Origin of the sequence: Kitasatospora sp. NPDC058492 (assembly GCF_042720685.1) — a bacterium.
Taxonomy (GTDB): domain Bacteria; phylum Actinomycetota; class Actinomycetes; order Streptomycetales; family Streptomycetaceae; genus Kitasatospora.
Window position 1 is genome coordinate 63,063 of the sequence record NZ_JBHXMU010000040.1, and the last position, 26,259, is coordinate 89,321.

At 74.3% G+C, this 26,259-nt stretch carries 22 protein-coding genes; 9 read left to right on the forward strand and 13 right to left on the reverse strand.

Features of this window, described 5'->3' with window-relative positions; all coding sequences use genetic code 11:
• Positions 1–204 precede the first annotated feature (204 nt).
• From ACFWPI_RS25000 to ACFWPI_RS25010, 3 genes are all read right to left on the reverse strand, one after another.
• A complete protein-coding gene (locus tag ACFWPI_RS25000) occupies positions 205–1,149 on the reverse strand; it encodes a hypothetical protein (protein ID WP_380341793.1) in 945 nt (314 codons plus the stop codon).
• Positions 1,143–1,622 carry a hypothetical protein gene (locus ACFWPI_RS25005; protein WP_159398547.1) on the reverse strand — a complete coding sequence of 160 codons (480 nt, stop codon included), beginning with the start codon at positions 1,620–1,622 and terminating at the stop codon, positions 1,143–1,145. The genes ACFWPI_RS25000 and ACFWPI_RS25005 overlap by 7 nt, the downstream gene beginning before the upstream one ends.
• Before the next feature lie 280 nt (positions 1,623–1,902).
• Positions 1,903–2,757 (reverse strand): hypothetical protein, encoded by an 855-nt coding sequence (locus ACFWPI_RS25010; protein ID WP_063350037.1) that lies wholly within the window; start codon positions 2,755–2,757, stop codon positions 1,903–1,905.
• A gap of 202 nt (positions 2,758–2,959) precedes the next feature.
• On the opposite strand from ACFWPI_RS25010, the gene ACFWPI_RS25015 reads away from it, so the two are divergent.
• From ACFWPI_RS25015 to ACFWPI_RS25025, 3 genes are all read left to right on the forward strand, one after another.
• Positions 2,960–3,403 carry a pyridoxamine 5'-phosphate oxidase family protein gene (locus ACFWPI_RS25015; RefSeq protein WP_063350036.1) on the forward strand — a complete coding sequence of 148 codons (444 nt, stop codon included), beginning with the start codon at positions 2,960–2,962 and terminating at the stop codon, positions 3,401–3,403.
• A 141-nt stretch (positions 3,404–3,544) separates the two neighbouring features.
• A complete protein-coding gene (locus tag ACFWPI_RS25020; protein ID WP_063350035.1) occupies positions 3,545–3,997 on the forward strand; it encodes a MaoC family dehydratase in 453 nt (150 codons plus the stop codon).
• A gap of 346 nt (positions 3,998–4,343) precedes the next feature.
• Positions 4,344–5,528: an MBL fold metallo-hydrolase gene (locus ACFWPI_RS25025; RefSeq protein ID WP_380373971.1), complete on the forward strand. Its 1,185-nt coding sequence runs from the start codon at positions 4,344–4,346 to the stop codon at positions 5,526–5,528.
• 155 nt (positions 5,529–5,683) lie between these two features.
• Here the strand turns inward: ACFWPI_RS25025 and ACFWPI_RS25030 are convergent, their stop codons facing one another.
• Together ACFWPI_RS25030 and ACFWPI_RS25035 are read right to left on the reverse strand one after the other, a co-directional pair.
• Positions 5,684–8,452, reverse strand: a complete 2,769-nt coding sequence (locus tag ACFWPI_RS25030) for a DUF6493 family protein (protein ID WP_380425032.1) — start codon at positions 8,450–8,452, stop codon at positions 5,684–5,686.
• Positions 8,449–9,879, reverse strand: a complete 1,431-nt coding sequence (locus ACFWPI_RS25035; RefSeq protein ID WP_380379698.1) for an SWIM zinc finger family protein — start codon at positions 9,877–9,879, stop codon at positions 8,449–8,451. The genes ACFWPI_RS25030 and ACFWPI_RS25035 overlap by 4 nt, the downstream gene beginning before the upstream one ends.
• Before the next feature lie 136 nt (positions 9,880–10,015).
• Between ACFWPI_RS25035 and ACFWPI_RS25040 the strand changes: the two genes are divergently transcribed.
• From ACFWPI_RS25040 to ACFWPI_RS25055, 4 genes are all read left to right on the forward strand, one after another.
• Positions 10,016–10,915, forward strand: coding sequence for an acyl-CoA thioesterase (locus tag ACFWPI_RS25040; RefSeq protein ID WP_380379700.1), 900 nt, complete (start codon positions 10,016–10,018; stop codon positions 10,913–10,915).
• 133 nt (positions 10,916–11,048) lie between these two features.
• On the forward strand, positions 11,049–11,708 hold the full coding sequence (locus ACFWPI_RS25045) for a TetR/AcrR family transcriptional regulator (protein WP_063351543.1): 660 nt from the start codon (positions 11,049–11,051) through the stop codon (positions 11,706–11,708).
• A 246-nt stretch (positions 11,709–11,954) separates the two neighbouring features.
• Entirely contained in the window at positions 11,955–13,598 is a 1,644-nt protein-coding gene (locus tag ACFWPI_RS25050) for a BCCT family transporter (protein WP_063350033.1), read from the forward strand.
• Positions 13,599–13,716: 118 nt separating this feature from the next.
• Positions 13,717–13,902 carry a hypothetical protein gene (locus tag ACFWPI_RS25055; protein WP_063350032.1) on the forward strand — a complete coding sequence of 62 codons (186 nt, stop codon included), beginning with the start codon at positions 13,717–13,719 and terminating at the stop codon, positions 13,900–13,902.
• Between the two features lie 161 nt (positions 13,903–14,063).
• Here ACFWPI_RS25055 and ACFWPI_RS25060 read toward each other — a convergent pair whose 3' ends face one another.
• Complete coding sequence (locus ACFWPI_RS25060) at positions 14,064–15,881, reverse strand: DUF2398 family protein (protein ID WP_380379704.1); 1,818 nt, start codon at positions 15,879–15,881, stop codon at positions 14,064–14,066.
• A 234-nt stretch (positions 15,882–16,115) separates the two neighbouring features.
• Here ACFWPI_RS25060 and ACFWPI_RS25065 point away from each other — a divergent pair, with 234 nt between their 5' ends.
• Positions 16,116–16,898 carry a lysoplasmalogenase gene (locus tag ACFWPI_RS25065; RefSeq protein WP_380379706.1) on the forward strand — a complete coding sequence of 261 codons (783 nt, stop codon included), beginning with the start codon at positions 16,116–16,118 and terminating at the stop codon, positions 16,896–16,898.
• 70 nt (positions 16,899–16,968) lie between these two features.
• On the opposite strand, the gene ACFWPI_RS25070 is transcribed toward ACFWPI_RS25065, so the two are convergent.
• From ACFWPI_RS25070 to ACFWPI_RS25100, 7 genes are all read right to left on the reverse strand, one after another.
• Positions 16,969–17,616, reverse strand: a complete 648-nt coding sequence (locus tag ACFWPI_RS25070; RefSeq protein WP_380379709.1) for a hypothetical protein — start codon at positions 17,614–17,616, stop codon at positions 16,969–16,971.
• A 154-nt stretch (positions 17,617–17,770) separates the two neighbouring features.
• Positions 17,771–18,574: an exodeoxyribonuclease III gene (locus tag ACFWPI_RS25075; RefSeq protein WP_063350028.1), complete on the reverse strand. Its 804-nt coding sequence runs from the start codon at positions 18,572–18,574 to the stop codon at positions 17,771–17,773.
• Between the two features lie 154 nt (positions 18,575–18,728).
• The gene (gene ggt, locus ACFWPI_RS25080) at positions 18,729–20,522 is read right to left on the reverse strand and encodes a gamma-glutamyltransferase (RefSeq protein ID WP_380379712.1); all 1,794 of its coding nucleotides are present in this window, start codon (positions 20,520–20,522) and stop codon (positions 18,729–18,731) included.
• Positions 20,523–20,641: 119 nt separating this feature from the next.
• Complete coding sequence (locus ACFWPI_RS25085) at positions 20,642–21,748, reverse strand: ROK family glucokinase (RefSeq protein WP_063350026.1); 1,107 nt, start codon at positions 21,746–21,748, stop codon at positions 20,642–20,644.
• A gap of 2 nt (positions 21,749–21,750) precedes the next feature.
• The gene (locus ACFWPI_RS25090) at positions 21,751–22,683 is read right to left on the reverse strand and encodes an ATP-binding cassette domain-containing protein (RefSeq protein WP_380379715.1); all 933 of its coding nucleotides are present in this window, start codon (positions 22,681–22,683) and stop codon (positions 21,751–21,753) included.
• On the reverse strand, positions 22,680–23,711 hold the full coding sequence (locus ACFWPI_RS25095) for an ABC transporter permease (RefSeq protein ID WP_063350025.1): 1,032 nt from the start codon (positions 23,709–23,711) through the stop codon (positions 22,680–22,682). Before ACFWPI_RS25095 ends, ACFWPI_RS25090 begins: the two co-directional genes overlap by 4 nt.
• On the reverse strand, positions 23,708–24,727 hold the full coding sequence (locus tag ACFWPI_RS25100) for a sugar ABC transporter substrate-binding protein (protein WP_063350024.1): 1,020 nt from the start codon (positions 24,725–24,727) through the stop codon (positions 23,708–23,710). The genes ACFWPI_RS25095 and ACFWPI_RS25100 overlap by 4 nt, the downstream gene beginning before the upstream one ends.
• Positions 24,728–25,039: 312 nt before the next feature.
• Here ACFWPI_RS25100 and ACFWPI_RS25105 point away from each other — a divergent pair, with 312 nt between their 5' ends.
• A complete protein-coding gene (locus ACFWPI_RS25105; RefSeq protein WP_380379719.1) occupies positions 25,040–26,188 on the forward strand; it encodes an alpha/beta hydrolase in 1,149 nt (382 codons plus the stop codon).
• Positions 26,189–26,259 lie beyond the last annotated feature (71 nt).

A 26,259-nucleotide genomic window follows, 5' to 3' on the forward strand; every position in this document is an offset into this window, starting at 1 on the left:
TGCCGGATCCCGGCGTCGCGAACGTACGGTTCTCCACCGGGTTCCGCCCTTCCCTCGTGCTCGTTCCGGATCGTCGGTACTGGGTTCTCGGTGCTCGGGTCGTCACCGCTCGGGCCGCCGGTGCCCGGGCTTCGGTGCCCGGGCTCCGGTGCCGTGGTCGCGTGCGGCCGGGCCGCGGGGCATCGGACGTCCGCCGCCGCCGGGTCAGTTGAGGACCTGCACCTCGGCGACCTTGAGCGTGAAGTTCGAGGACTGCGGCATCTTGACGTCGAAGGTCTTCGCGTTCGGCCCCGTGACCACGACCTCGCCCACCCAGTTCGCCGTCACCGTGCCGTCGAAGACGCCGCTCTTCCTGGTGCCCGAGCCCACGGCGAACTCGTAGCCGCAGTCCGGGGACTTGGCGGCGCCGTACTTGGGGTCGTACGGCGTCCCGGCCTTGTCGCAGGTCACGGAGACGCCGCTGTCGAAGACCCAGGTCACGCCCCTCAGCACCGGTGTGACGGTGACCGAGGCGCCCGGGACGGACAGCGTCTTGGGCGCGGGCGCCGCCACGCCGTCCAGCCAGAGCCAGACCGGCGCCTTCACCACCGCCGTGCCCTTGGGCGCGACGCCCGCCGTCGGCTTCGGGAAGCGCATCTCGTGGGCGAAGCCGAAGCCGACGTCCACCAGGTTCAGCGCCGGCGGCCCGGCCGGCGAGGTGGCCTCGAAGACGATCTCGGCGCCGTCCTGGCCGCCGCCCGTCTGCGGGCAGACCTTCGAGTAGAGCGCACCCTCGGACGGCTTGTGGCCCTGCCACGCCGGGTCGCCCTCGGGGAGCGGGTTGTCCAGCGGGCGGAAGTAGCATCCGACGCCGCTGTTGAACCAGCCGCGCTCCGGGTCGTGGCAGGGCCACTGCTGGTCGTGGTAGCTGCACAGCAGCGGCCCGTCGCTCGTACCGCCCCCGCCGCCACCGCCGGGCTGCGACGGTCCGGGTTTCGGTTTCGTGCCACCGGTGTTGACCCCGGAGCAGATCACGTCCGGGTAACACTGTTCGGCACCTCCGCCCGGCGGTTCGTCCGCCGCCGCCGACACCGCCGAGGCCAACAGCAACCCGGCGGACAACGGCGCGAGGATCGCGAATCGCCGGGCCGGTTTACGCGTGTTCAGCATGCCCGGTCCACCTCCCGCTTGAAGTCGTAGATCAGCCAACGTGCTTGGAACCAGCGCAGGGACGCGGTCGCGACGTAGCGGTTCAGTCGGTCGCCCGGATCCTTTGCCACCTGGGTGACGGCGTCGACGCGGTGCCATCCCGACACGTCGACGCAGTCCTCGATCACGGCGGTCTGCGGATCGGCTTTCAGGTCAATGGCCTTGACCACCGCCGAATTGCGCGGCGTTCCGGTCATCACCAGTTTGGCGTCGCGAAGTTGGCGGAGACTGACCAGGGTGTCGGTAAGGGCCCGCCCGGAAGAGTACGTCTCCAGAGCGAATCCGTCCGAATCCGACCGCCCGAATGCCTCGGTCTGGGCCTGCCACCAGTCCTGATACGTCTTCAGGGCCAGCCGCCCCATGGCACCTTCCGGCCCGTCCGTCGGCGCGATCGAGGTGTTTACCGAACCACCCGAAGGAGGTACCGGATCCACTCCCGCGACACTGGGCGCAGCCGTTCCGAGCCGATCGACGGAACCACCGGCACCGCCGCTCGCACAGGCCCCGAGGAGCAACACCAGAACCACCCCACCGACCCCAACCGCCCCAGGGCGCAACACATTTCCGCGCTGCCGCATCGCCCCACCTCGTCGCGACCGACCGATTCGTGATCCGTGGCCGCCGGAAGAATTCCGTCGTCCCGCAGGTGTTTCCGCTGGGGATCGATTCTTCGCCAACCCACCCCATCACGGCAACACCTCAGGCCACCTGACCTTACGCGGAAGGCGGTTCCGTCGGGGCACTTTCCCGCCACAGAACGGCCAACAGTTCTTCGGAAAGCGACAATCCGGCCAATGCGCCCCGAACCGCGGCCCGATTGCGCATCAACAGGCGCCCGCCCTGCGGCGGAACGAGCAGGCGCGCGCCCGGCGCACCCGAACCACCCGGCGCTTCGCCCCCGTCGAGCAGCGCGGCGACGGACGGCTGGAGATCCAGCGGGGCGACGGCGGCCGGGGCGCCCGGGACACCCTGCCGCAGCACGGTGGTCAGGGCATGGCTGAACGAGCCCTCACCACCCGGCAGTACGGCGTCCCGGCCGCGTCTGCCCGGGGTGTACCGGCCGACCCGGCCCCACAGCGGGACACGCGGGTAGGCCAGCAGTTCGCCCGCGCCGTCCTCGCCGCCGCCGCGCTCCAACGCCGCCCAGGTGTCCCGGTCGGCCACCGCGTCGACCAGCAGCAGGGCCTCCTCGTGGCCACCGTGCACCATCGCGCTGACCACCCAGTCCCAGGCCAGGCCGCGCCGGTAGGCGTTGTCGGCGGTGCTGCCGCCGGTCACCAGGGCGAGCCGCCGCCCGCGCGGATCGACCGCCAACTGGCCGACCAGGCAGACCACCAGCCACCGGCCCGGGTGCTGGGCGGCCTCCCGGACGGCGGTGAGCATCGCGTTGGCGTCCGCGTCCGGCGCCACCTCGGTGACCCGGCAGCCGGCCGCACCGACGTCGAAGCACATCCCGGGCAGCACCCGCGCGAGCAACCGGGCGCCGTCCGGCGCCAGCGCCGAGCCCCCGAAGCCCCGATCGGGCCCGCCGTTCGCCCCGATCACCACCAGGTCGACCCCGCCCGCCATCCGCACGCCCCCTCCCATGCCGGCCCCGGCGCACCCGGGACCGCCCGCCGCGCCCGCCGCTGCCGTGGTGCGCAGGGGCGCGTACCGTACCGCCGCCGGGCAGGCTACCGCCCCGGGCGGCCGCCGACGGGGCTCCCGGCCCGTCCGCTCAGGGACCATGGGCCCTATCGGCGCGCGCGCCGACCGGAGGACGATCGGACGCATGGAGCGTGAGGACCGTGTGGAGACCCTGAGCGAGGCCGAGTGCCTGCGGCTGCTCAGCACCGTGCCCGTCGGGCGCGTGGTGTACACCGAGCACGCGCTGCCGGCCGTGCTACCGGTCTCCTTCGAGGTCCTGGACGGGCGGTTGGTGCTCGCCGTGCGCCGGGGAAGTGCCACCGCGCGCGGGCTTGACGGCACCGTGGTGGCCTTCCAGGCGGACCTGCTGGACCCGGTCACCCGGACCGGCTGGAGCGTGCTGGTCCACGGCCGGGCGGACGTGGTGCGCGAGCCCGAGCAGGTGCGGCGGGTGCTGCGGTCCGGCCTGCGGCCGTGGGTGGGGGACCCGGAGCCGCTGTTCGTCGCGCTGGTGCCGGAACTGGTCAGCGGCCGGCGGCTGTTCCCGACCGGGCAGGACGCGCTGGGGCGCGGGGCGCTGCGGTCCTGAAACACCCACAGGCCGCCGCGCCCTCGGGTTCCCGGGTTCCCGGGTTCCCGGGTTCCGGTGTTCCCGGTTCCGCACCGCTGACAGATACCGGCGGGTACGCATACGCTTCCGGCGTCCTGACCCCTCCCCCAGGAGCGCACCGTGACGAGCTTCGCCTCCCTCGCCGATCTGACCGCCGCCGTCGGCACCGAACTGGGCACCAGCGAGTGGCACACCATCGGGCAGCGGCAGATCGACCTGTTCGCCGAGGCGACCGGCGACCACCAGTGGATCCACGTGGACCCGGAGCGGGCCAAGGAGAGCCAGTTCGGCTCGACCATCGCGCACGGCTACCTGACCCAGTCGATGATCCCGGTGCTGGCGAAGGAGTGCTACGGCGTCGAGGGCGTGCGCATGGCGCTGAACTACGGCTCGGAGAAGGTGCGCTTCCCGGCGCCGGTGCCGGTGGGCACCGCGATCCGGGCCACCGCCGAACTGGTCTCGGCCACCGAGGTGCCGGGCGGGGTCCAGGCGGTGGTGCGGTTCACGATCACCAGCGCGGAGAGCGCCAAGCCGCACTGCGTCGCGGAGACGATCACCCGCTTCTACGCGTAGCGGCGCCGGGCGGCTCCACGCGGAGCGGCGCCGGGCGGTGGCCCTGGGCGCGCGGCCGGGCGGGGTACGCCGATTGGCCCGCGCGGGGCCGCTCACCAGGTCCGGACGGCCCATGACGAGTAATCTCCGACGAGATGGTTGTCGTATCGCAGCGGCCCCACCAGTCGCCCGGATACCCGCCCCGGCATGCCCGGTAGCCGTGACCGTCCTTGGAGGAGCCTTGCCCCGCCCCGCCCCCTGGTTCTCCCGCCTCGCCGGTCTGTCCTCGCAGTTCATCACCCCGCCGACCAACAGCCCGACCACCAGCCCGGCCCTCGGCCCGACCGCGAACCGCACCGGGTCGGGCCTGGCCCGACTGCCCCGCGCGGCCTGGCACCTGGTCCGGGCCGAGGCCTTCGGTGCCGAACCCCGGGGCGAACGGCTGGCCCGGATCCACCGCTCCCCGCAGTTCGCCGACGGCGCCTTCCGCAACCCGCTGCCCACCCGCCGCCTGGTCTACGAGCGCAGCCCGCTGGAGATCACCCGCGCCCAACTGACCGGGGACAAGACCCGCCGGGCACCGACCGCCGCCGTACCCGTGCACCGGCTGCTCCCGGTCGACCTCGCCCTGCCGCCGGACTCCGGACTGCGACTCACCTGGCTCGGCCACGCCACCGTGCTCGCCGAGATCGGCGGGCGGCGGGTCCTGATCGACCCGGTGTGGGGCGAGCGCTGCTCGCCGTTCGCCTGGACGGGGCCCAAACGGCTGCACCCGATGCCGCTGCCGCTGTCCGAACTCGGGCCGGTGGACGTGGTGGTGATCTCCCACGACCACTACGACCACCTCGACATGGCCACCATCCGCGCGCTGATCGGGACGGACGCGGTGTTCGCCGTCCCGCTCGGCGTCGGCGCGCACCTGGAGCGCTGGGGAGTACCGACCCGGCGGATCGCCGAACTCGACTGGTGGGAGTCGGCCGAGATCGCCGGGCTCACCCTCACCGCCACCCCGGCCCGGCACTACTGCAGCCGCGGCCCGCGCACCAGCGCGCTGTTCCTCTGGGCGTCCTGGGTGGTGGCCGGCGGCGGGCACCGGATCTTCCACAGCGGGGACACCGGCTACTTCCCGGGCTTCGCCGAGATCGGCCGCCGGCTCGGGCCGTTCGACGCGACGCTGATGCAGGTCGGCGCGTACAGCGACTTCTGGCCCGAGGTGCACATGACGCCCGAGGAGGGCGTCCGGGCCCACCTGGACCTCGGCGGCGATCTGCTGCTGCCGATCCACTGGTGCACCTTCAACCTGGCGACGCACCCCTGGGAAGAGCCCGCCGAACGGGTGGTCGCGGCTGCCCAGGCGCTCGGCGCCCGGCTGGCGGTGCCCCGGCCCGGCAAGCCCTTCGAACCGGTCGACCCGCCCGCGCTGCGGCTGTGGTGGCGCGCGGTCGCGGCCACGCCTCGCGGCATCGAGCCGCTGGTCCGGGACCGCAGCGCGGTGCCGGTCCGGGACCGGGCGACGGATTTCAGCGAACAGATTTCAAAATCTGTTCGCTGAAATCTGTTATCTGTTATCTGTCATCTGTCTGCTGTTATCTGTTTGCTGTTACCTGTTCGCCCACTTGTCCGCAGCCACCTGTTCGCTGCCACCTGCGGGACGGGGCGGCGGACGGAAGTCCCGCCCACCGCCTGGGCCCAGGACCGACCGCGGCGTCACCCCGCCAGGACGTCCCGCAGTGCGCGGGCCTCCTTGACCAGCCGGCTCGATCCGCCCTGCTCCGCCACCGCCGTCACCTCGGCCACCGGCCCCCGGGCGCCGGTGCGCCGGGCGCAGTCCGCCGCGAGGGCGAGCAGGTCGCCGAGGCCCCGGGCGGGCGTGCCCTCGCCGCCCAGCAGGGCCGGCAGCGCGGGCCCGAGCACCGACCAGACCGTGCCGTAGGCGCCCGTCCCGGCGGCCAGGGTGAGCGCCGCCGCGAGCCGGTTGGGCTTCACCGTGCCGCAGTCGACCAGCGCGCCGAGTTCGCGGCCGAGCTGCGCGCCGTCCAGCTCGCCGCGGGCGGCGAGCACCAGCAGGGCGTCGACGGCCGCCGTCCGGTCCTCGGTGTGCCGGGCGCCCAGGCCGTAGGCCAGCGCCAGGTGCAGGGCGAGCCCGGCCGGGCCGCCGGCCTCGGCGAGGGCGGGCAGCAGCCGGCCCGCGCCGCGCTCGTCCCGGTCGGCGCCGGCGGCGAAGTGGTCGAGCCACCGGGCCGCCAGTTCCTCCCGGTGCCAGGGGAGCATCGCGGCCCAGTGCGCCGTGGGCCGCCACGTCCAGTCGCCCACCTTGCGGGCCCGGGCCACGCTCGGCTCGGTGCCCTCCAGCAGCGCCCGGAACTCGGGGGCGAGCCGCTCGCCGTCCGGGCCCTTCGGGCCGGCTCCGATGCCGGGTTGGGCGACGGCCACCCGCCGGACGTCCTCCCACCAGCGGTCCGCGTACTGGTGGCCGTGCTTCGAGCCCCGGCCGGGGGCGAACAGCACCCGCTCGGACGGCTGGTCGGGCAGGCCGCCGGTGCGCAGCCACTGGGCGGCCCACCGCCCGGACGGCGAGGTGAGCGCCTCGGCGGCGCGCAGCACCCCGGCGTCGGCGCGGGGGCCGACCCGCAGCAGGGCCGCACACAGGTCGGCCCGGCCGGGGGTGACGCCCGCCGCCTGGTACCCGGCGAGGCGTTCGACCAGCGTGCCGGGGTCGATCGCGCCGGTGGTGTCGGTCGGGATGGCCAGCAGGTAGGGCGGCCGGTTCGCGGTCACCTGCCAGGCGGCCTCCTCCAGCCGGGCGGCGAGGGCGGTGCCCTGCGCGGTGTTGTTCTGGCCGCGCAGCGGGGACCGGCCCTTGCCGCCGAGGAAGTCCCAGAACCGGTGCGGCGGCGTCTCGCCGGCCACCGCGGCCACGACGTGGAGGACGTCCCGGGGCGAGCAGTCGCGCCAGCGGTCGACGCCGCTCCACGGGTGGACCCGCCGGACCGGCTCCAGCGCCTCGGCGAGCGCCGCCCGGTCCTGGTGGGCCTGGCGGACCAGGCCGTCCAGCACGCGCTCGAAGACCGTCGGCTCCGGCTCGTCGGCGGCGAGCAGGGCGGACAGCTCCTGCGCGAGTTCGGCCGCCGAGGCGATCGGCGGGCCGAGCGGGAGGGGCTGGGGGGCGGGCGGGAGGAGTTCGTTCCACCCGGTGTCCGGGTCGCCGTCGCCGTCGCCACCGACCGGTGCGCCGAACAGTTCGCCGGCGCGCTGGTGGTGGGCGGGGTTCAACACCTCGGCGGCGAGCCGCAGTTCGGGCAGGACGGCCTCCCCGGCCGCGCGCAGGTGCCGGGCCACCACGTTCAGCGCCCGCTCCTGGACGGCCTGGTCCGGGTGCCCGAACGCCTCGGCGGCCGCGAGCACCACCGGCCCGGACCGCCCGGGCTCGCGCCGGGCCGCCCGCTCCAGCCAGCCGAGTTGGGCGCGGACGAGCTTCTTCTCGGCCCGGAACAGCACCACCGCGGAGGACTCGACCAGCACCTCGGGTTCGATCAGCCCGGCCTCGTCCAGCCCGGCGAGCACCTCCTGGGCGTGCCCGGCGACCACCGACAGCCCGTCCAGCAGCGGCAGCACGTCCCGCACCCGGGCGGCGTACTCCTGCGGCGTCGGGGCGAGGGCCCGCAGCACGTCGAGGAAGAAGCGCTGGTCGGCCGGCTTGCCGCCGCGCAGCAGCCGGGCCAGGCAGCGGTCGATCAGGTCGGCCCGGTCCAGGTCGCCGGCGGCGGCGAGTTCGGCGATCGCCTCCGTAAAGGCGTCCCCGGGGCGGGGGCTGAACCGCAAGGACACCGCGCCACCGATGTCGGCGAGTTCGAACACCCGGGGCAGCAGCAGCGGGGTGAACGCGTCGGCCCGCAGCAGCTCGACCAGGGTGGGCCGTGCGCCGCTGCCCCGGCGCTGGCGTTCCATCCACTCGCGGACGAAGGGCTCGCTCTGCGGCACCGCGCAGCCGGTGCGGCGCACCACGGCCTCGATCACCGGGTACAGCGCCCAGCCCCAGCTCGGCGCCGGCCGGGCGGCGAGCCGGGTGGCCACCTCGATCTGCCACTCCACCGGCTGCGCCGCGACGAGTTGGCCCACCGCCGGGTGGCGGGCCCAGCCGAGCGAGGTGAAGTCGCGGGCGCCGAGCCAGGTGGCGGCCCCGGCCGGGCCGGGGTGGCAGCCGGCGCCGGCCAGCAGCAGGGCGCCCCTGGTGGCGAGCGCCTCCTTCGACCACTCGTCGCGCAGTTCCTTGCGCAGCGCCTTCAACGCGAGCAGGCAGTCCCGGCGCTGCGTCTGGTCCAGCGCGGCGACCAGCGCCGGTATCTGCGGCATCCGCCCGCCCCGGACGGCGGCGAGCAGGTCCTCGACCGCCGCCTCGCCCCGCACCGCCTCCGGTATCGGCGCCACCGCCGTCGCGCCCCGCACCGCTTCCGACCCCCCTGCCGCCGCGCTCATGCCTGGACCCCCTTATCCGCCGTCGGAACCGTCGAGACCGTCGGGACCGCCGGAACCTGTTCCCCGACCGCCCGTTGGGCCGCCTCCCGCACCATCGCGACCGCCAGCGCGTGCTTGCACGGACCGCGCCCGCCACGGTACTTGGCCCACCAGAGGCAGGTGCAGCCGAGGCGCCCCGCCTCGTCCGTACGCACCCGCTGGATGTGGTCGTCCACCGTGACGACGGCCGTCGTGCCGCCCGGCTCCAGCCGCACCGCGCCCGCCGCGACCAGGGCCTGGGCGGCGCGCAGCCGCGGGTTGGCGGCCTCGGCCCGCCCGGCGTCGTACGGGAGCTGCCGGTGGAAGTAGGCGGCCTCGGCGGTGTCGTAGCCGATCTGCCCGGCGGTGCCGAGCCGGGTGAGCGCGGCGCGGACCCGCTCGTGGCTGAGCCCGGACTGCTCGGCGAGGTCGGCGACCTCGATCCGCGGCTCCCAGGCGAGCAGCACCGCGACGAGGTCGGCGTCCTGCTCGGCGGTGCCGGTGGCGAGCGCGCCGAGCACCCCGCCCTCGCCGGAGAAGCCCCGGGAGGCGTCGGGCGAGAGGGTCAGGGTGAGCCGCATGCCGGGCAGGACCACTTCCCACGCCGAGGCGGCCGGGCCGGTGGCGGCGACCGGGCCGTACACCCGCAGGGCGAGCGCGTGCCGCAGCACCCGCTGGAGCGCCACCAGCCGGTCGGGCCCGGGCAGGCAGACGGCGCCGGGCACCGGCCGGGTGGTGGGCCGCAGCGTCCGCCCGGCCGGGACGACCCAGGCGGTGCTGGAGCGGCCGCCGCGCGGCAGCGAGCGCAGGAAGCGGACCGCCTCGGCGGCGGGCAGTTCGGCGCGCAGGTCGAAGCCGGCGGCGACGACCTGGGTCTCGGCGAAGCCGCGCAGCCAGCGCTGCGGCAGCGGCACCTTCTTCTCGACCAGCGGCCCGTCGAAGCTGGTGACCTCCAGCGCGTCCGGCCCGACCGCGAGGTGCAGCGGGTCGCTCGGGCCGATCCTGGTCAGGGCCTCCCGCAGCGGGTTGTTGACGTCCACGTTGGTGGTGCCGTGGCCGATCTCGTCGCCGTCGAGGCCGGCCTGGAGCACGTCGAGCCGGGCGTAGACGCCGCAGCAGCCGGAGAACGACTCGAAGCGCAGCCGGTCCCCGTTGGCGGTGACCACCGGGTCGAGCGAGGAGCGCAGCTGCGGCTGGTAGTACCGCGCGGCGGCGACGTCCGCGACGGCGAGCAGCGCGGCGGCGGCCGGCGCCGGGTCGGCCAGGAAGCCCGCGAAGAAGCGCGGGTTGGCCGCCTCCCCGAGCGGGGTGGCGCCGCCGGAGGTGGCCAGGTCGAGGTGCCGGCCGTCGGCGCCGTCGAGGACGGCGGACGGGCGCAGATAGGCGTACGCGTGTGCGGATTGCGTCATGTCGAACACGCTAGGTGAGGGCACTGACAATCCGTCGGGCCGCGACCGCACTGGAACAGGTTCTACCGGGCTCCGGAGCCCCGGGGCGTTACCCAGGTCACACCGCGGCGCGGCGGGATTCTGCCACTATGGGCCCGTGACCGACCTGACAGAACAGGAAATCCGGGCCGACCGCCCGGCCGGCTCGTTCGCCGGACTGCTGGAGCTGGAACGACTGCACGAGAACACGTTCCGGGGCCACTGCCACGCCGGGGCGCCGATGCGCGCGTTCGGCGGGCAGGTCGCCGCGCAGGCGCTCACCGCCGCCGGCCGCACCTGCGAGGGCCCGCGCGCGGTGCACTCGCTGCACGGCTACTTCCTGCTGCCCGGCGACCCGTCCCAGCCGATCCGCTACGAGGTCGAACGGGTCCGCGAGGGCGTCTCCTACACCACCCGCCGGGTGACGGCGGTGCAGAACCAGAACGCGATCTTCACCCTCTCCGCCTCCTTCAAGCGCCCCGAGACCGCCACCGACCGCCACCGCACGATGCCGCCGCTGCCCGGGCCGGAGGCCCTGCCGGACGCCTTCTCGCTCTGGGATCCGGCCCTGCGCGCGGCGATCACCGGCACCGGCGGCTTCCGCGACCTCGAACTGCGCTTCGTCCCGCCGGACGCGCCGGGCGTGCCGGCGTCCGTGCCGGGGATGCCGCAGCAGTTCGTCTGGCTGCGCATCGCCTCCCCGCTGCCCGAGGGCGACCCGCTCCTGCACGTCTGCGCGCTCACCTACCTGTCCGACCTCACGCTGGCCTCCACCGCCGGCCTGCACGAGCAGCCGAACTTCTTCCAGCGCACCGAGCCGCCCCGGCTGCTGATCGCCTCGCTCGACCACGCGATGTGGTTCCACCGCCCGTTCCGGGCCGACGAGTGGCTGCTGTTCGCCCAGCGCAGCCCGTCCTCCTCGGACGGCCGGGGGCTGTCGCTCGGCGAGTTCTACGACCGGGACGGGCGGCTGGTCGCCTCCGCCGTGCAGGAGTCGCTGATCCGTCGGCTGCGCTGATCCACCGACTGCGCCGACCCGGGACAGAACGGGACGGCGCGGGACGGGCCCGGCGACGGTGACCGCACGGCGAACGCAAGGGGGCCGGTCGGCGTCATACTCCTGAGCGGCCCCGGCCCGTATCATGGTGCGGGTGACCAAGGTTGACCTGTCACCACGGCCGGTGGAGGCGATGTCTCCGCGTCAGCTCGAACGCCGCGGAAGCCTGATCGCGGCCGCGCTCGCCCTGGTGAACGAGATCGGCGTCGAACGGCTGCAGATGAAACAGGTCTGCGAGCGGTCCGGAGTCGCCCTGGGGACGGCGTACCGCTACTTCTCCTCCAAGGACCACCTGCTGGCGGCGGCGATCGCCGAGTGGCACCGCCTGCTGCTGGCCGACCTGGTGGCGGAACTGCGCGGTCCGCGCGCCGGGCTGGGGGCCACCGACCGGGCGGTCCGCTTCGTCCGCGGCGGGATGCGGGCCTACCAGCGCCAGCCCGAGCTGGCCCGGCTGCGGGTGTCCGTCGCCGCCTCCACCGATCCGTTCGCCAGCGAGACCCTGCAGGGCATGGCCCGGGCCGACAGCACCGCCCTCCAGGCGGTGACGGCCGAGGTGCCGGCCGCCGCCAGCGACCTGGTGCGGCACATCGTCGCCCACGCCTGGCAGGGCGAGCTGACCGCCTGGGTGACCGGCCGCACCACCCTCGGCGACGCCCGGCGGCGGCTGGAGGACGTGGTGCGGCTGGTGCTGAACCCGTACGAGACGCCGTACCCGGCGCCGTACGAGGTCCCGTCCGGCACCCACCGGCCCTGACCCTGTCCGACGCGACAGCCGGCCCAACTCCCCGGCGCCGGACGGCTTCCGCCCGTGGTTCCGGCTCGCCGCGCACGCCCCGGCCCATGAGCACCCGGCCTGACGGGACGTAAGTCCCCACCCACCGCCTCCCCGGCGCGCCCTCCCGCCCCTCGCGGCACGAACTGGACATAGTGCGACATGCAGCTTTAATCCGCCGATGTCGCCGAAGCCCACGTCCGCCCCCGAGGTAGGAGAGTCCACCCGATGAGCAGCCAGCCGCCGCAGCCCGACCAACGCGCGGAGGAGCCCGACGAACCCGCCGCGACCCTGCCCGCCGACCGGGCGGTGTTCGGGATCAGCGCCGCCCTGGTGCTGGCCGTGGTCGCCTGGGGCGTGTTCGCCGAGGACTCGCTCGGCCGGACCTCCAGCAGCGCGCTCGGCTGGGTCCTGCACAACTTCGGCTGGCTGTTCGTGGTCGCCGCCGACGTCTTCCTCGTCCTCACCGTGCTGCTCGCCTTCAGCCGCTTCGGTCGCATCCGGCTCGGCCGCGACGACGACGAACCCGAGTTCTCCACCCTCGCCTGGGTCGCCATGATGTTCAGCGCCGGCATGGGCATCGGCCTGATGTTCTACGGCGTCGGCGAGCCGCTCCAACTGTTCGCCACCCCGCAACCCGGCTCCGGCCTGGAACCGCAGAGCGCGGCCGCCGCCCAGCAGGCCCTGGAGTTCTCGCTGTTCCACTGGACCCTGCACCCGTGGGCGATCTACGCCGTCGGCGGCCTCGCCCTCGCCTACACCACCTTCCGCAAGGGCCGCGGCAACCGCATCTCCGCCGCCTTCGTCCCGCTCATCGGCCAGCGCGGCGCCGACGGCTGGCCCGGGCGCGCGATCGACCTGCTGGCCGTCTTCGCCACCGTCTTCGGCTCCGCCACCAGCCTGGGCCTCGGCGCGCTCCAGGTCGCCGACGGCCTCGGCTACATCACCTCCGTGCGCAACACCCAGAACGCCCAGCTGATCATCATCGGCTCGCTGACCGCCGCCTTCGTGCTCTCCGCCTTCTCCGGCGTCCACAAGGGCGTCAAGTGGCTCTCCACCGCGAACGTCGTCCTGGCCTCGCTGATCATGCTCTTCGTCTTCGTGTTCGGCCCGACGGTGTTCACGCTGGACGCGATCCCCTCCACCGTCGGCGGCTACCTCTCCGACCTGCTCGGCATGTCCACCCAGACCGGGGCCTTCACCGACGAGAGCTGGCTCGGCTCCTGGACGATCTTCTACTGGGCCTGGTGGCTCTCCTGGGCCCCCTTCGTCGGCACCTTCATCGCCCGCATCTCCCGCGGCCGCACCATCCGGCAGTTCCTGATCGGCGTCCTGCTGGTCCCCAGCGGGGCCACCGTGATCTGGTTCTGCGTGATGGGCGGCACCGCGATCCGGCTGGCCTCCACCGGCGCGGCCGACCTGGTCGCGACCATCCCGAAGGGCGCGGAGGCCTCGCTGTTCGAGATGCTGCGCGCGCTGCCGCTCGGCTCCGCCACCAGCGTCGTCGCCGTGCTGCTGGTGATGACCTTCTTCATCACCAGCGCCGACTCCGCCTCCCTCGTCCTCGGCTCGCTCTCCAGCCGCGGCTCGCTGCACCCGCGCACCTGGCTCGTGGTCGTCTGGGGCGTGCTGATGGGTGGGGTCGCCGCCGCCCTGCTGCTGGCCGGCGGGCTCACCGCGCTGCAGAACGCGACGATCCTGGTCGCGCTGCCGTTCGTGGTCGTGATGCTGCTGCTCTGCGTGTCCCTGGTGAAGGAGCTCCGCGAGGACCCGGCGGCCGGCCCGTCCCGCCTGCACCCCGTGCACGGCCTGCGCGACGCCGTCCGGGTCGCCGTCGGCGAGGCCCTCGCCGAACGCACACCACGCCGCTGACCAGCGCGTACGCCCCACCCGTGCAGGTGGGGCGTACGCGGCCAACCGACGCCCAACCCCCGCCCGGACTTCACCCGCGCGTACCGACCGTTCACACCACCCTGGGACCCTCCCTGTCATGAACGCCAGCCCTCAGGCGCCCTACCAGGAACCGCGCTTCCCGCTCCCCCGGCGCCACCGCCGCCTCCTCGCCGCCACCGCCGTCCTCGCCTCCATCGCCCTCGGCACCTTCGGCGTCGGCGCCACCGTCGAGACCGTCCAGCACGACACCATCGCCGCCACCACGGCCACCGCGAGGAAGTGACCCGCGAGAAAGCGACCGGCGAGAAGGAAACCGACAGGCCGTCCGATCCACCCCCTCAGCACCGCCGTCCGCCCCCGGACGCGGTGCTTCCGCCTTTCCGGCGACGGCGGAGCGGGGCAGCGGAGCGGAGCGCGACGGCGCAGCGGGGCGGCGGACCGGCCTCAGGCGCGCCGCTGCTCCCGGGCCCCGGCCGGCGCGGGGCGGGAGTGGCGGCCGGTGCCGGGGACGGGGTGGAGGTCCGGGGCCGGGGCGTAGCGGGCGGCGGGCGGGCGCAGGAGCCAGCCCGGGGGGCGGCTGCCGCGGGGGGTGGGGGTGATCAGGCCGAGGTTGTGGAGCAGGTCGAGGGCGTCGCGGCGCAGCGCGGTGCGGTCGGCGAGGTAGTCGCGGCGCCAGCGGGCCGGGAGGCCGTACTCGTCGGCGATGTCGCCGAGGAGGCCGTCTATCAGCGCGTCGGGGATCGGGACGTCGCCGCCGGTGGTGGTCTCGCCGGGCAGCGGGCGGACTTCCTCGACCAGGCGTTCGAGGAGCAGCAGGGCGGCCTGCGGCAGGGGGCCGGCGCCGGGGAAGACGAGGTCGGTGAGCTCGTCGGCCGGGTCGAGCAGGGCGACGCCCTCGGTCCGCAGCTCGGTCTCCAGGCCGAGGAAGTCGGCGAGCGCGGCCGGGCCGCTCAGCCGGTGCTCGTGCAGCCAGGCGCGCCGGTCCTCGGGGAGGTCGGCGTCGAGGACGGCGGGGGTCTCGGCGAGCAGGCGGCGCACGGCGGTGGCGGGTTCGGCGTCCGCGGCGCGGCGGATCAGGTCGGCGGCGTCGTCGGCGAGGGCGGGCGGGCCGGCCGGGACGGCGCGGGCGAGCTCGCGGTCGACGGTCAGTACGGCGGCCCGGGCGGCCGGGTCTGCCGGGTCGGCCCCGCCGGCCGGCAGGTCGCCGAGGACCTGCCAGTCGGCGAGCGCGGCGAGGGCCATCGCGCGGTCGGCCGGGCCGGCGGCGAGGCCCGGCGCCGCGGCGCGCATGGCGTCGAGCAGCCGCCCGTACGGCAGTTGCTCGGGGGCGTCGACCAACAGGGCGAGGGCGAGGGCGAGTTGGGCGTAACCGGCGGGGGTGAACGGGGCGCCGGTCGCGGGGTGTTCGAGGCGGCGGGCGGCGCCGGGGCCGAGGCCGGCCTTGCAGAGCCGGGCGTGCCAGGGGCCGACGACGAGCCGGTAGCCGAGCAGGGCGTCGAAGCGTTCGACGAGCCAGTCGCGGTGACGGCGGATCAGCGGGAAGCCGTCGGCGTGCGGGCCGGAGGCGGTGACCAGCGGGTGGGCGAGCAGCAGCCGGGCGGCGATCCGGCGCTCGGCGGCGGGCAGGTCGACGGCGGGCAGGGCCGGGGCCGAGACGTCCGCGGCGGGCAGGGCCGGGGCGGGGGCCGGTATCGGAAGGTCCTGGCCGGAGCGATCCTGCGCGCCCGGCACCGGGCGGGTGCGCTCGGGCTTGCGGTGCCTTCCGGGCCTGCCCGGCTTGGCGCCTGACCGGACGACGGGCAGTGCGGAGGCGTCCCGCCGGGCGCGGCGCAGACCGCCGACGGGGCGGGGCTCCCGGGAGCGCGGGGTGGCGGTGGCGTGCGCGGTGGGGCCGTGCCACCAGCTGACGTCGGCGTCGGGCGCCGCTTCGGCGGGGGCGCCGAGATGGCGGGCCGGGTAGAGGCCGAAGGAGGCGGCGCACAGGTCGTCGGCGGTGCCGGGGGTGGCGGTGGCGAACCAGTGGGCGAGCCGGAGCAGGCCCGGGTCGGACGAGAGCGCGGAAGCGGCGCCCGGCTCGGGGGCGGGCCTGGTCGGCGCGGCGTCAGCAAGGGGGCCGGACACGGCTTCGGGCGCCGCCCCGGCTGCGGGTTCGCGTACGGCGAGGAGGGCGTCGGTGGCCCTCCGCCCCGTCCCGCCCGTGCGCCCGTCCGGCCTGCCGGTGGCCACCCGGGTGGCGCCGACCGCGTACTCCTGCTGCTCCATGTCGGGGACCAGACTAGACGGTGGCCGGGTCACCCGGTGGCAGCAACCGGCCGCGCGCCGAAGTGACCGGCGGCCCTCCGCTACGCCACCCACCGGCCCGCACCCGGCGCCGCGCCGTCACCCGCCCCGCGCCGCCCGGGTTACGCGCCGGTAACCCGCTCTTCCGCCGCACCGACGGGTCGCCTAGGGTTCGTCCCACTCCCCCACCGCCCGACCCCGGAGGTCAGCAGCCGCATGAGCATCCGTACGACCACCCGTGCCGTCCTCGGCGGCCGCCTGCGCTCGGCCGCCGGTCTGCTCGGCGGCTTCGCGGCCGCCTCGGCGACGCACCTGGGCGCGATCGCCTCCGGCGCGTCCGTGCTGCAGAACGCCACCAAGCCGGCCCTGATGCCGCTGCTGGCCGCGCACAGCGTCGCCGCGGCCGCCGGCGCCGGGCGGCGGGCACCGAAGCCGCTGGCCCCGGCGCTGCTGCTGAGCGCGGGCGGGGACGTGCTGCTCCAGCTGAAGAACGACACCGCGTTCCTGGCCGGGATGGGCTCGTTCGCGGCGGCGCACATCTGCTACGTGACGATGTTCGTCCGGCGCGGGGCGCTGACCGACCGTCGGCGGGCCCTGGTGGTGGCGGCCGCGTACGCAACCGCCTGGGCGGCCATGGTCGGGCAGCTCTGGCCGGACCTCGGGGACCTGCGGATCCCGGTGGCCGGCTACAGCCTGCTGCTCGCCTCCACGGCCGTCACCTCGGCCGGGCTGGGCTGGCGGACCGGGCTGGGCGGGGCGCTGTTCCTGCTGTCCGACACGCTGATCGCCACCCAACTGGCGAAGTGGCGGGAGCTGCCGGGGCACCAGTTCTGGATCATGGCGACGTACGTCCTGGCCCAGTACCTGCTGGCCAGCGGCACCCTCCGGCACGAGCACGAGCACGAACTCGGGCACAAGCACGGGCACGAGCACAAGCACGGGCACGAACTCGGGCACGGGCCTCAGCAGCAGCGCAAGCCCGCGCCGCAGGCCGGCTGACACGCCTGTGCGCCGCCGGCCCGGTCAGGGTCCGACGGCGCGCGGGAAAGACAAAAAGGCGCGGTGCCCATCAGGCACCGCGCCGCCGCAGCAGCCAGAAGCCTCCGACGCCGCCCGCCACCAGGGCCAGGCCCCCGGCCAGCTCCGCCGGATCGGCCGCGACCGAACCGCCGAGGCCGGTGTTGACGGCACCGTGCGGGGCGACCTGCTGGCCGCCGGCGCCGGACTGGCCGAGCGAACCCGCCCACTCGCCGGCCGCCTTGCCCCAGTCGCCGAGGCCTTTCTCAGGACCCTTCTCGGGGCCTTTCTCAGGGCCTTTCTCGGAGCCCTTGTCAGAGCCCTTGTCGGAGCCGGCGACCGGGACGCCGGCGACCGCGACCTTGGTGGAGAACGCCCCGCCGTCCGGGCAGGTGCCGTCGATCTTGTTGTCCCCGGAGTGCTGGCCGGCCAGCCGGGCCGAGCCGCTGTGCTTGCCGTCGGAGCCCAGGGTGAGAGTGGCCGGACCGCCCTCGAACGCGGCGGAGTGGGCGGTGATGGTCTTGGCGTCGGGCTTGTCCGACTTCTCACAGGAGACCGTGAGCTTCACGGTCTGGCCCGGTGCGGCCTGGGGCGGGCTGACCGAGGCCGAGCCGTCCCTGGCGGATGCAAGGGGGGCCGTCAGGCCGGTCAGCACCGTCGCGCCGATCAGGGCGGCGGCGGCCGTACGCATGGGGCGCATGCCGGAACCTCCGGGATTCTCGGGCGCAGCCGGGGGGACTCCGATGTCCACGTGGTCGAACAACTGCACCCGGTTATGCCCGACAGTAGGCAGCCCGCCCGGACCCGGCCACCGGTCGGGACCGTTCGGGTTACCGCCCCTCACCCAGGGTGATTCACAGGTCGAGGTCCACCACGACCGGCGCGTGGTCCGAGGTGCCCTTGCCCTTGCGGGCCTCGCGGTCCACATAGCTGTCGGTGACGGCGTCCACGAAGGGCTTGTTGGCGTAGGTGAGGTCGATCCGCATGCCCCGGTTCTTGGGGAAGGCCAGCTGGCGGTAGTCCCAGTAGGTGTAGGGGCGGTCGTACTTGAGCGGGCGCGGCACCACGTCGTGCAGGCCCACCTCGCCGAGGGCCTCCAGCGCCGCCCGCTCGGCGGGGGTGACGTGGGTGAGGCCCTCGAAGGCGGCGACGTCGTAGACGTCCTCGTCGGCGGGAGCGATGTTGAAGTCCCCGAGGACGGCGAACGGGCGGGGCCCGGCGGCGTCCTCGGTGGCGGCCGTGCGCAGCGCCTGCAGCCACTCCAGCTTGTAGCGGTAGTGGGCGTGGTCGACCTCGCGGCCGTTGGGCACGTAGACCGACCAGACCCGGACCGGGCCGCAGGTGGCGGCGACGGCGCGCGGCTCGACGTCGGGCAGCAGGGCGCCGTCGGCGAGGTAGCCGGGCTGGCCGGGCAGGTCGCGCACGACGTCGTCCAGGCCGAGCCGGGACACGATCGCGACGCCGTTCCACCGGCCGGTGCCGTGGGCCGCCGTCTCGTACCCGAGGGCGCGCACCTCCTCGTACGGGAAGGCGTCGGCCGCGCACTTGAGCTCCTGGAGGCAGAGCACGTCGGGCTTGGCGCTCTCCAGCCACTCCAGGAGCTTGGGCAGCCGCGCGGTGACGGAGTTGATGTTCCAGGTGGCGATGCGGACGGTCACGGCGGGCGGCCTTCCCGGTGGTTCGGTACGGACGGGCGGTTCGGTACGGACGGGCGGTCCGGTCAAGACGAGGGGTGGGCACCCCCCGAGGGGACGCCCACCCCGAACATACCGCCCGGCACCGACAGCGCGGCCCGGCCGGCCTGCGGCCCGGTCAGCCCGTGGGCCGGACCACCGCCGCGGAGCCGCCTCCGCGCCGGACCGGTTCGGCCGCGGCCACCCACCGCCCGTCCGGCAGCCGTTCGACGCCGGTCGCGGCGCCGATCTCGGCGACGGACGTGAAGCTGTGCCCGAGCGCCTCCAGGGCGGCCCGTTCGGGCAGCGCCAGGAAGCCGGGCTCGGCCTGGGTGGCGACGGTGTTGCGCTGGCTGGCGCGCGGTGCGGCGATGGCCTGTTCCAGGCTCAGGCCCCGGTCGAGCCGCCCGAGCAGCACCTGGAGGGTGGTGGTGATGATGGTCGCGCCGCCGGGGCTGCCGGTGGCCAGCAGCGGTTCGCCGTCGCGCAGCACGATGGTCGGGGAGATCGAGGAGCGCGGCCGCTTGCCCGGCCCGGGCAGGTTGGGGTCGGGGACGCCCGGGGTGAGGGGGGTGAAGTCGAAGTCGGTGAGCTCGTTGTTGAGCAGGAAGCCGCGGCCGGGGACGGTGATGCCGCTGCCGCCGGTCTGCTCGATGGTGAGGGTGTAGGAGACGACGTTGCCCCAGCGGTCGGCCACGCTGAGGTGGGTGGTGTTGGGGCCCTCGTAGGGCTCGGCGACGGCGGGGCCGGCCTCGGCGCAGTCGGCGGGGTGGCGCGGGTCGCCGGGGGCGAGCGGGCTGGTGAGGGCGCGGTCGGGGCTGATCAGGCAGGCCCGGGAGGCGGCGTAGCGCGCGGAGAGCAGTTCCTTGGTGGGGACGTCGCCGAAGGCCGGGTCGCCGACCCAGCGGTTGCGGTCGGCGAAGGCGATCCGGGAGGCGTCCAGGAAGTGGTGGTAGTACTGCGTGTCGCTGTACGCGCCGAGGTCGCCGTCCTCCAGGATGCCGAGCGCCTCGCCGACGGTGGTGCCGCCGGAGCTGGAGGGGGCGATGGAGTAGACGTCGTAGTCCCGGTACGGGACGTGGGTGGGCGCCTGGCGGCGGACCTGGTAGGCGGCGAGGTCGGCGGTGTCGATCTTGCCGGGGCGGGCCTTGCGGCCGGAGGCCGGGTCGACCGGCGGGTGCTGGACGGTGTCGGCCACGTCCTTGCCGAGGTCGCCCTGGTAGAAGGCCTTGACGCCGTCCTTGGCGAGCAGCCGGTAGGTGGCGGCGAGGTCGGGGTTGCGCAGGACGGTGCCGACCTCGGGGGGCTTGCCGCCGGGCAGGTAGAGCTTGGCGGTGTCCGGGAAGTCCTTGAACCGGTCGTAGTTGTCGGCGGTCTGGCCGTGGAAGGTCTGGTCGACGACGAAGCCGTCGTCGGCGATCCGCTCGGCGGGCTTGAGGGCGTCGGCGAGCGTGCGGGTGCCCCACTGGCGCAGGGCGGTGTCCCAGGTGGCGGCGGTGCCGGGGACGCCGACGGACAGGCCGCTGGTGACGGCGTCGGCGAAGGCCAGCGGCTTGCCGTCCTCCAGGAACAGCCCGCTGTCGGCGGTGCGGCCGGCCACCTCGCGGCCGTCGATGGTGTGCACCCGGCCGGTGGCGTGGTCGTAGTAGACGAAGTACCCGCCGCCGCCGATGCCGGAGGAGTAGGGCTCGGTGACGCCGAGGGCGGCCGCGGTCGCGACCGCCGCGTCGACCGCGTTGCCGCCCTTGCGCAGCACCTCGATGCCGGCCGCGGTGGCGTCGGCGTCGACGCTGGCCACAGCTCCGCCCCGGCCCACCGCCTCGGGGGCCTTCGGCGGCGGGGCCGCCCCCGCCGCCCCGGCCGGCCCGGCGCAGGACCAGACCAGGGCGGTGGCGAGCAGCAGCGGTGGTGCGATCCGGGCCAGAGCCCTCATCCGAGTCCTCCTGAGTCGACGTCAACTCCGTTGTCTCACAGGAGGCATGATCCCGACAATCACACCGCACCGCTACCAACCGGTAGTTGACGCGGCCGACGCGATCGGGGAGAGGACGGTCAGACGCCGCTGCGCTCGACCCGGCGCCGCTTGATGGTGCGGAACCGGCGGGCGACCTGCCGGGCGAGGTCGGCGGCGCCGACCAGGCCGGCCTCGTTGCCGAGTGCGGCGTGCACGATGCTGGCCTCGGGCCGGAAGCCGCGCCCGGTGAGGGTGCGGCGGAAGGTGTCCCGGGCCGGGCCGAGCAGCAGGTCGCCGGCCTCGGAGACGCCGCCGCCGATGACGAAGCGGCCCGGGTCGAGCGCGGCGGCCAGGTTGGCGATGCCGACGCCGAGCCAGGTGCCGACCTCGTAGAGCAGTTCGGTGGCGGTCGGGTCGCCGGCCCGGGCGGCCTCGGTGACCAGCGGTCCGGTGATGCCCTCGACGGTGCCGCCGGCCCGGGCGAGCAGCGGCTGAACCACCGGGGACTCCTCGGCGACGAGTTCGCGGGCGTCGCGCACCAGCGCGTTGCCGGAGGAGTACTGCTCCCAGCAGCCGCGGTTGCCGCACGGGCAGCGGTGGCCGCCGGGCAGCACCTGCATGTGGCCGAACTCGCCCGCCAGGCCGTACTTGCCGCGGTCGACGTAGCCGTCGCGGACGACGGCGCCGCCGATGCCGGTGCCCAGGGTGAGCATCACCATGTGGTCCTCGCCGCGCCCGGCGCCGAAGCGCCATTCGGCCCAGGCGGCGGCGTTGGCGTCGTTCTCGACGATCACCGGGAAGCGCAGCCGCTCGCTGAGCGCCTGCTGGAGCGGCTCGCCCCGCCAGTTCAGGTGCGGGGCGAACAGCACCGTGGAGCGGTCGGCGTCGACCCAGCCGGCCGCGCCGATGCCGACGGCATGGACGTCGTGCCGGTCGGCGAGCTCCAGCACCAGGTCGACGATGACGTTCTCGACGACCTTGGCGCTCTTGCTCTTGTCGGGGGTGTCGGTGCGCAGCTTCTCCAGCACCGTGCCCTCGCCGTCGACCACTCCGGCGACCACCTTGGTGCCGCCGATGTCGACGCCGATGGTGGGCAGTCGCAGTATCCCGGCGGGCAGGGCGCGGCGGCGGCGCTCGGCGCGGGGGCCGAGGCCGAGCAGGGTGGGCAGGACGGCCGGCCGGGTGCTGCCTTGGGGGCTGGTCACGGCTACGGACGCTCCTCACGGGGCTCGGGGTCAGGACGGGGCTCGGGGTCGGTGCGGGGCTCGGGGTCGGTGCGGGGCTCGGGGTCGGTGCGGGGCCGGGGTTCGGTGCGGGGCTCAGGCTCGGTGCGGGGCTCAGGCTCGGTGCGGGGCTCAGGCTCGGTGGGCCGGGCCAGCTCGTGCGAGAGTTCGGCGAGGTCGGAGCCGCCGGCCATCTCGGTGGTGAGCTGTTCGAGGCCGATCTCGGTGCGCGGGTGGCTGCCGGCCATCCGGCCCCGCTTGAGCAGGGTGAAGTGGTCGCCGACCAGGTACGCGTGGTGCGGGTTGTGGGTGATCAGGACGACCCCGAGCCCGGCGTCGCGGGCGGCGGTGACGTACTTGAGCACCACTCCGGACTGCTTGACGCCGAGCGCCGCGGTCGGCTCGTCCAGGATGAGCACCTTGGCGCCGAAGTGCACGGCCCGGGCGATCGCCACGCACTGGCGCTGGCCGCCGGAGAGGGTGCCGATCGGGCGGTCCACGTCGTGCAGGTCGATGCCCATCCGGGCGAGCGCCTCGCGGGTGGTGGCGCGCATCGCCTCGGCGTCCAGGCGCAGGCCGCCCCAGCGGCGGTGGCCCTGTTCGGAGCCGAGGAAGAAGTTGCGCCAGACCGGCATCAGCGGGACGACGGCGAGGTCCTGGTAGACGGTGGCGATGCCGCGGTCCAGGGCCTGGCGCGGGGAGTCGAGCCGGACCTCCTCGCCGCCGACGGTGTAGGTGCCCTCGTCGTGCCGGTGCAGCCCGGAGATGATCTTGATCAGGGTGGACTTGCCGGCGCCGTTGTCGCCGAGCACGCAGCTGATCTCGCCGGCGTGCAGGGTGAGCGAGACGTCCTGGAGGGCGCGGACGGTGCCGTAGCTCTTGCCGACGCCCTCCAGGGCGAGCAGTTCGGTCTTCATCGGGGCCCCCGTTCGGCCTGGCGCTTGACGTACGCGTTCAGCAGGGCGGCGAGCAGCAGCATCGCGCCGAGGAAGAACTTGAACCAGTCCGGGTTCCACTGGGCGTAGATGATCCCCTTGCTGGCCATGCCGAAGATCAGCGCGCCGAGCGCGGAGCCGACCACCGAGCCGTAGCCGCCGGTGATCAGGCAGCCGCCGATGACGGCCGCGACGATGTAGATCAGCTCGTTGCCGACGCCCTCGCCGGACTGCACGGTGTCGAAGGAGAACAGCAGGTGCTGGCCGAGCACCCAGGCGCCGAAGCCGACGCCGAGGTAGAGCAGGGTCTTGGTGCGGGCGACCGGCACGCCGACCGCGCGGGCGGCGTCCGCGTCGCCGCCGACGGCGAAGATCCAGTTGCCGAAGCGGGTGCGCAGCAGCACCCAGCTGCCGACCGCGAGCAGGCCGAGCCACCACCAGACGGTGGCCTTGATCGTCAGTCCGCCGACGGTGACCTCGGAGGCGAACAGCCAACGGCAGGCGGCGAAGCCCTCCATGTCGGAGATCGGCTTGGTGGAGACGGTGCCGGAGACCAGCTTGGTGACGCCGAGGTTGGCACCGGTCAGCATCAGGAAGGTGCCGAGGGTGACGATGAAGCTGGGCAGCCGGGTGCGGCCGAGCATCCAGCCGTTGAAGGCGCCGACGGCCAGGGTGACGGCGAGCGAGACCAGCACGCCGACCCAGGTCACCGCGGTGAACTGGTAGGAGACCATCGAGGAGGTCAGCGCGGCGGTGGTGACCAGCACGCCCGCCGACAGGTCGAACTCGCCGCCGATCATCAGCAGCGAGACCGGGACGGCCATGATCCCGATGGTGGACGCCGCGTAGAGCACGGTGCCCAGCGAGGAGACCCGCAGGAAGGGTTCGGCGGCCACCGCGAAGACGGTGAACACCGCGACGGCGGCGATCAGCGAGCCGAGCTCGGGGCGGGCGAGCAGACGGCGCAGCGCGGCCGGGCGGTCCTGGGCGAGGACGTCGGTGGTGCTCACCTGGTCCCCCTCGCGACGTACTCGGCGAGCGCGTCGGCGTCGTCCTTGGTCAGGATCTGCGGGCCGGTCGCGACGGGCTTGCCGCCGCCGAGCATGTCCAGGTTGGACTTGTACAGCCAGAGCAGGTCGACGCCCTCGTAGCCCTGGAGGTAGGGCTGCTGGTCGACGGCGAAGCCGACGGAACCGGACTTGAGGCCGGCCACCACCTGCGGTCCCAGGTCGAAGGTGTCGAGCTCGACGGCGCGGTGGACGTCCTGGACGGCCTGGAGGCCGGTGGCGGCCATCGGGCCGGAGAGGGTGAGCACGGTGTCGATGGCCGGGTCGGCCTGGAGCTTGGCGGAGATCGCGGCGCGGGCGTCGGGCATGTTGACGCCGTCCACGTACAGCACCTGGAAGGCGCCGCCGGCCTTGGACTGGGCGCCGGAGCAGCGCTGCTCCTGGCCGATGTTGCCCTGCTCGTGGATGACGCAGAGCACGTTCTTGCGGCCGCGGCCGGCCAGCTCGGTGCCGGCCGCCTGGCCGGCGGTGGACTCGTCCTGGCCGATGTGGGTGAGCGCGCCGAACTTGGCGGAGTACTCCTGGCCGGAGTTGACGGTGATCACGGGGATGCCGGCGGCCTTGGCCTTGCCGAGGACGTCGGCCATGGCGTCGCCCTTGGCGAGGGTGACCAGCAGGCCGTCGACCTTCTGGTCGATGGCGGCCTGGACGAGCTGGACCTGGTTCTGGGTCTGCGCGTCGTTGGAGTACAGGAAGGTGATGTTGTCCTTGGCGGCGGCCTGCTCGGCACCCTTGCGCACGCTGTCCCAGAAGGCGTCGCCGGCCCCGGCGTGGGTCACCATGGCGACCTTCCAGCGCGGGGTGGTGACGGCGCTGCCGCCGGCGGCCGACGCCTTGGCGCGGGCCTCCTCGGCACGGCGGCCTCCGGTACTGCTGCAACCGGCCGCTGTGACCGCGAGTGCCAGGAGGGCGCAGACGGGCCAGAAGCGGCGGGACGGGCGAAAGCGGGTTGTGCTCATCCCCCTAGTCTCTCTGGCCGGGCGGCACGTGGATGACACCGCCTCGCCCGGCGGCGCCCGCGACGCGGGAGGTAAGGTGCCCCGGGGGACCTTCCTGGAAGTTCGCTGGACATCTCGTCCGGACGACGGCCGTCCGGGTGGCAGACTTAGCGCCGACCCGAAACAGGAACATCACAGGAAACGTGATGTTCCTCTCAGGTTCCGCACAGATTCGGATGGCAACCGATCATCGGTTCAGCGCCGTCCAATGCCATTGGAGTGCGTTCGGGCGAGTGGGGCTCGGGCGGCCAGCAACCCGGATACGAGAACTTGATGCAACTGACAGGTACGCCATTCTTCATCCTCACCGTCATCCTGGTGCCGGTGTCCATCGCGGTGGCGCTCCTGTACTGGGGCAAGGTCCGCGGGCCGAACCCGGTGCGGATCCTGTCCAGGCTCGTCATGATCATGTTCTGCCAGATCACGGCCGTGCTGATGGTCTTCGTGATGGTCAACAACGCCAACCTGATCTACGGCAACTGGGACGACCTGCTCGGCACCGGCGACCACGTCCGGGCCGTGCCGCAGGTGGCGCCGGCCGACCAGGGCGGCGCCGCGGGCAAGGACGGCGCCGGCCAGGGCGCTGGCGACGCGGCCAAGCAGCCGCCGAAGGCGCTCCAGAAGTTCGCCGGCGTGGGCGACCCGGCGGTGCCCGGCGACGTCCAGAAGACCGAGCTCAAGGGCCAGGTGTCCGGAGTCGACGGCGAGGTCCTGGTCTGGCTGCCGCCGCAGTACAACGACCCGGCGTTCAAGGACAAGAAGTTCCCGGTGGTCGAGCTGATCCCGGGCTACCCGGGCTCCTCCTCCACCTGGTACGGCACCCTCAAGGTCTCCGAGCAGCTCAAGCCGCTGATGCAGCAGGGCAAGGTCTCCCCGTTCATCCTGGTCTCGCCGCGCACCCTGCTCCTCGGCAACCACCAGGACGCCGGCTGCACCGACATCCCCGGCAAGATCAACGCCGACGCCTGGCTCACCCGGGACGTCCCGCAGATGATCATGGACAACTTCCGCGCCGACCCGTCCCCGGACCGCTGGGGCATCGCCGGCTACTCGGCCGGCGCCCACTGCGCGGCCAAGCTGTCCCTGGCGCACCCCAACCGGTACCGGGCCGCGATCTCGATGTCCGGCTACAACGACCCGGCGTCCGAGAACGACTCCCTGGTCGGCAAGGACCCGAAGCTGCGCGAGGCCAACAACCCGGTCAACATCCTCAAGAGCGCCCAGCAGCCGCCGAAGGTCAGCCTCTACATCAGCGGCAAGAAGGGCGACGGTCTGGAGGACGGCCAGGCGATCGCGGCGGCGGCCAAGGAGCCGACCAAGGTGCAGGTCCAGGAGAGCAACGGCCCGCACACCACCGAGCTGTGGAAGACCATGGTGCCGAGCATCTTCGAGTGGATGACCTCGGTCATCCCGCCGCAGTAGTCCCACGCAGTAACGATCATGCAGGAGGGCCCGCCGCGAGTGCTCGCGGCGGGCCCGCCGCCCATTTGGTT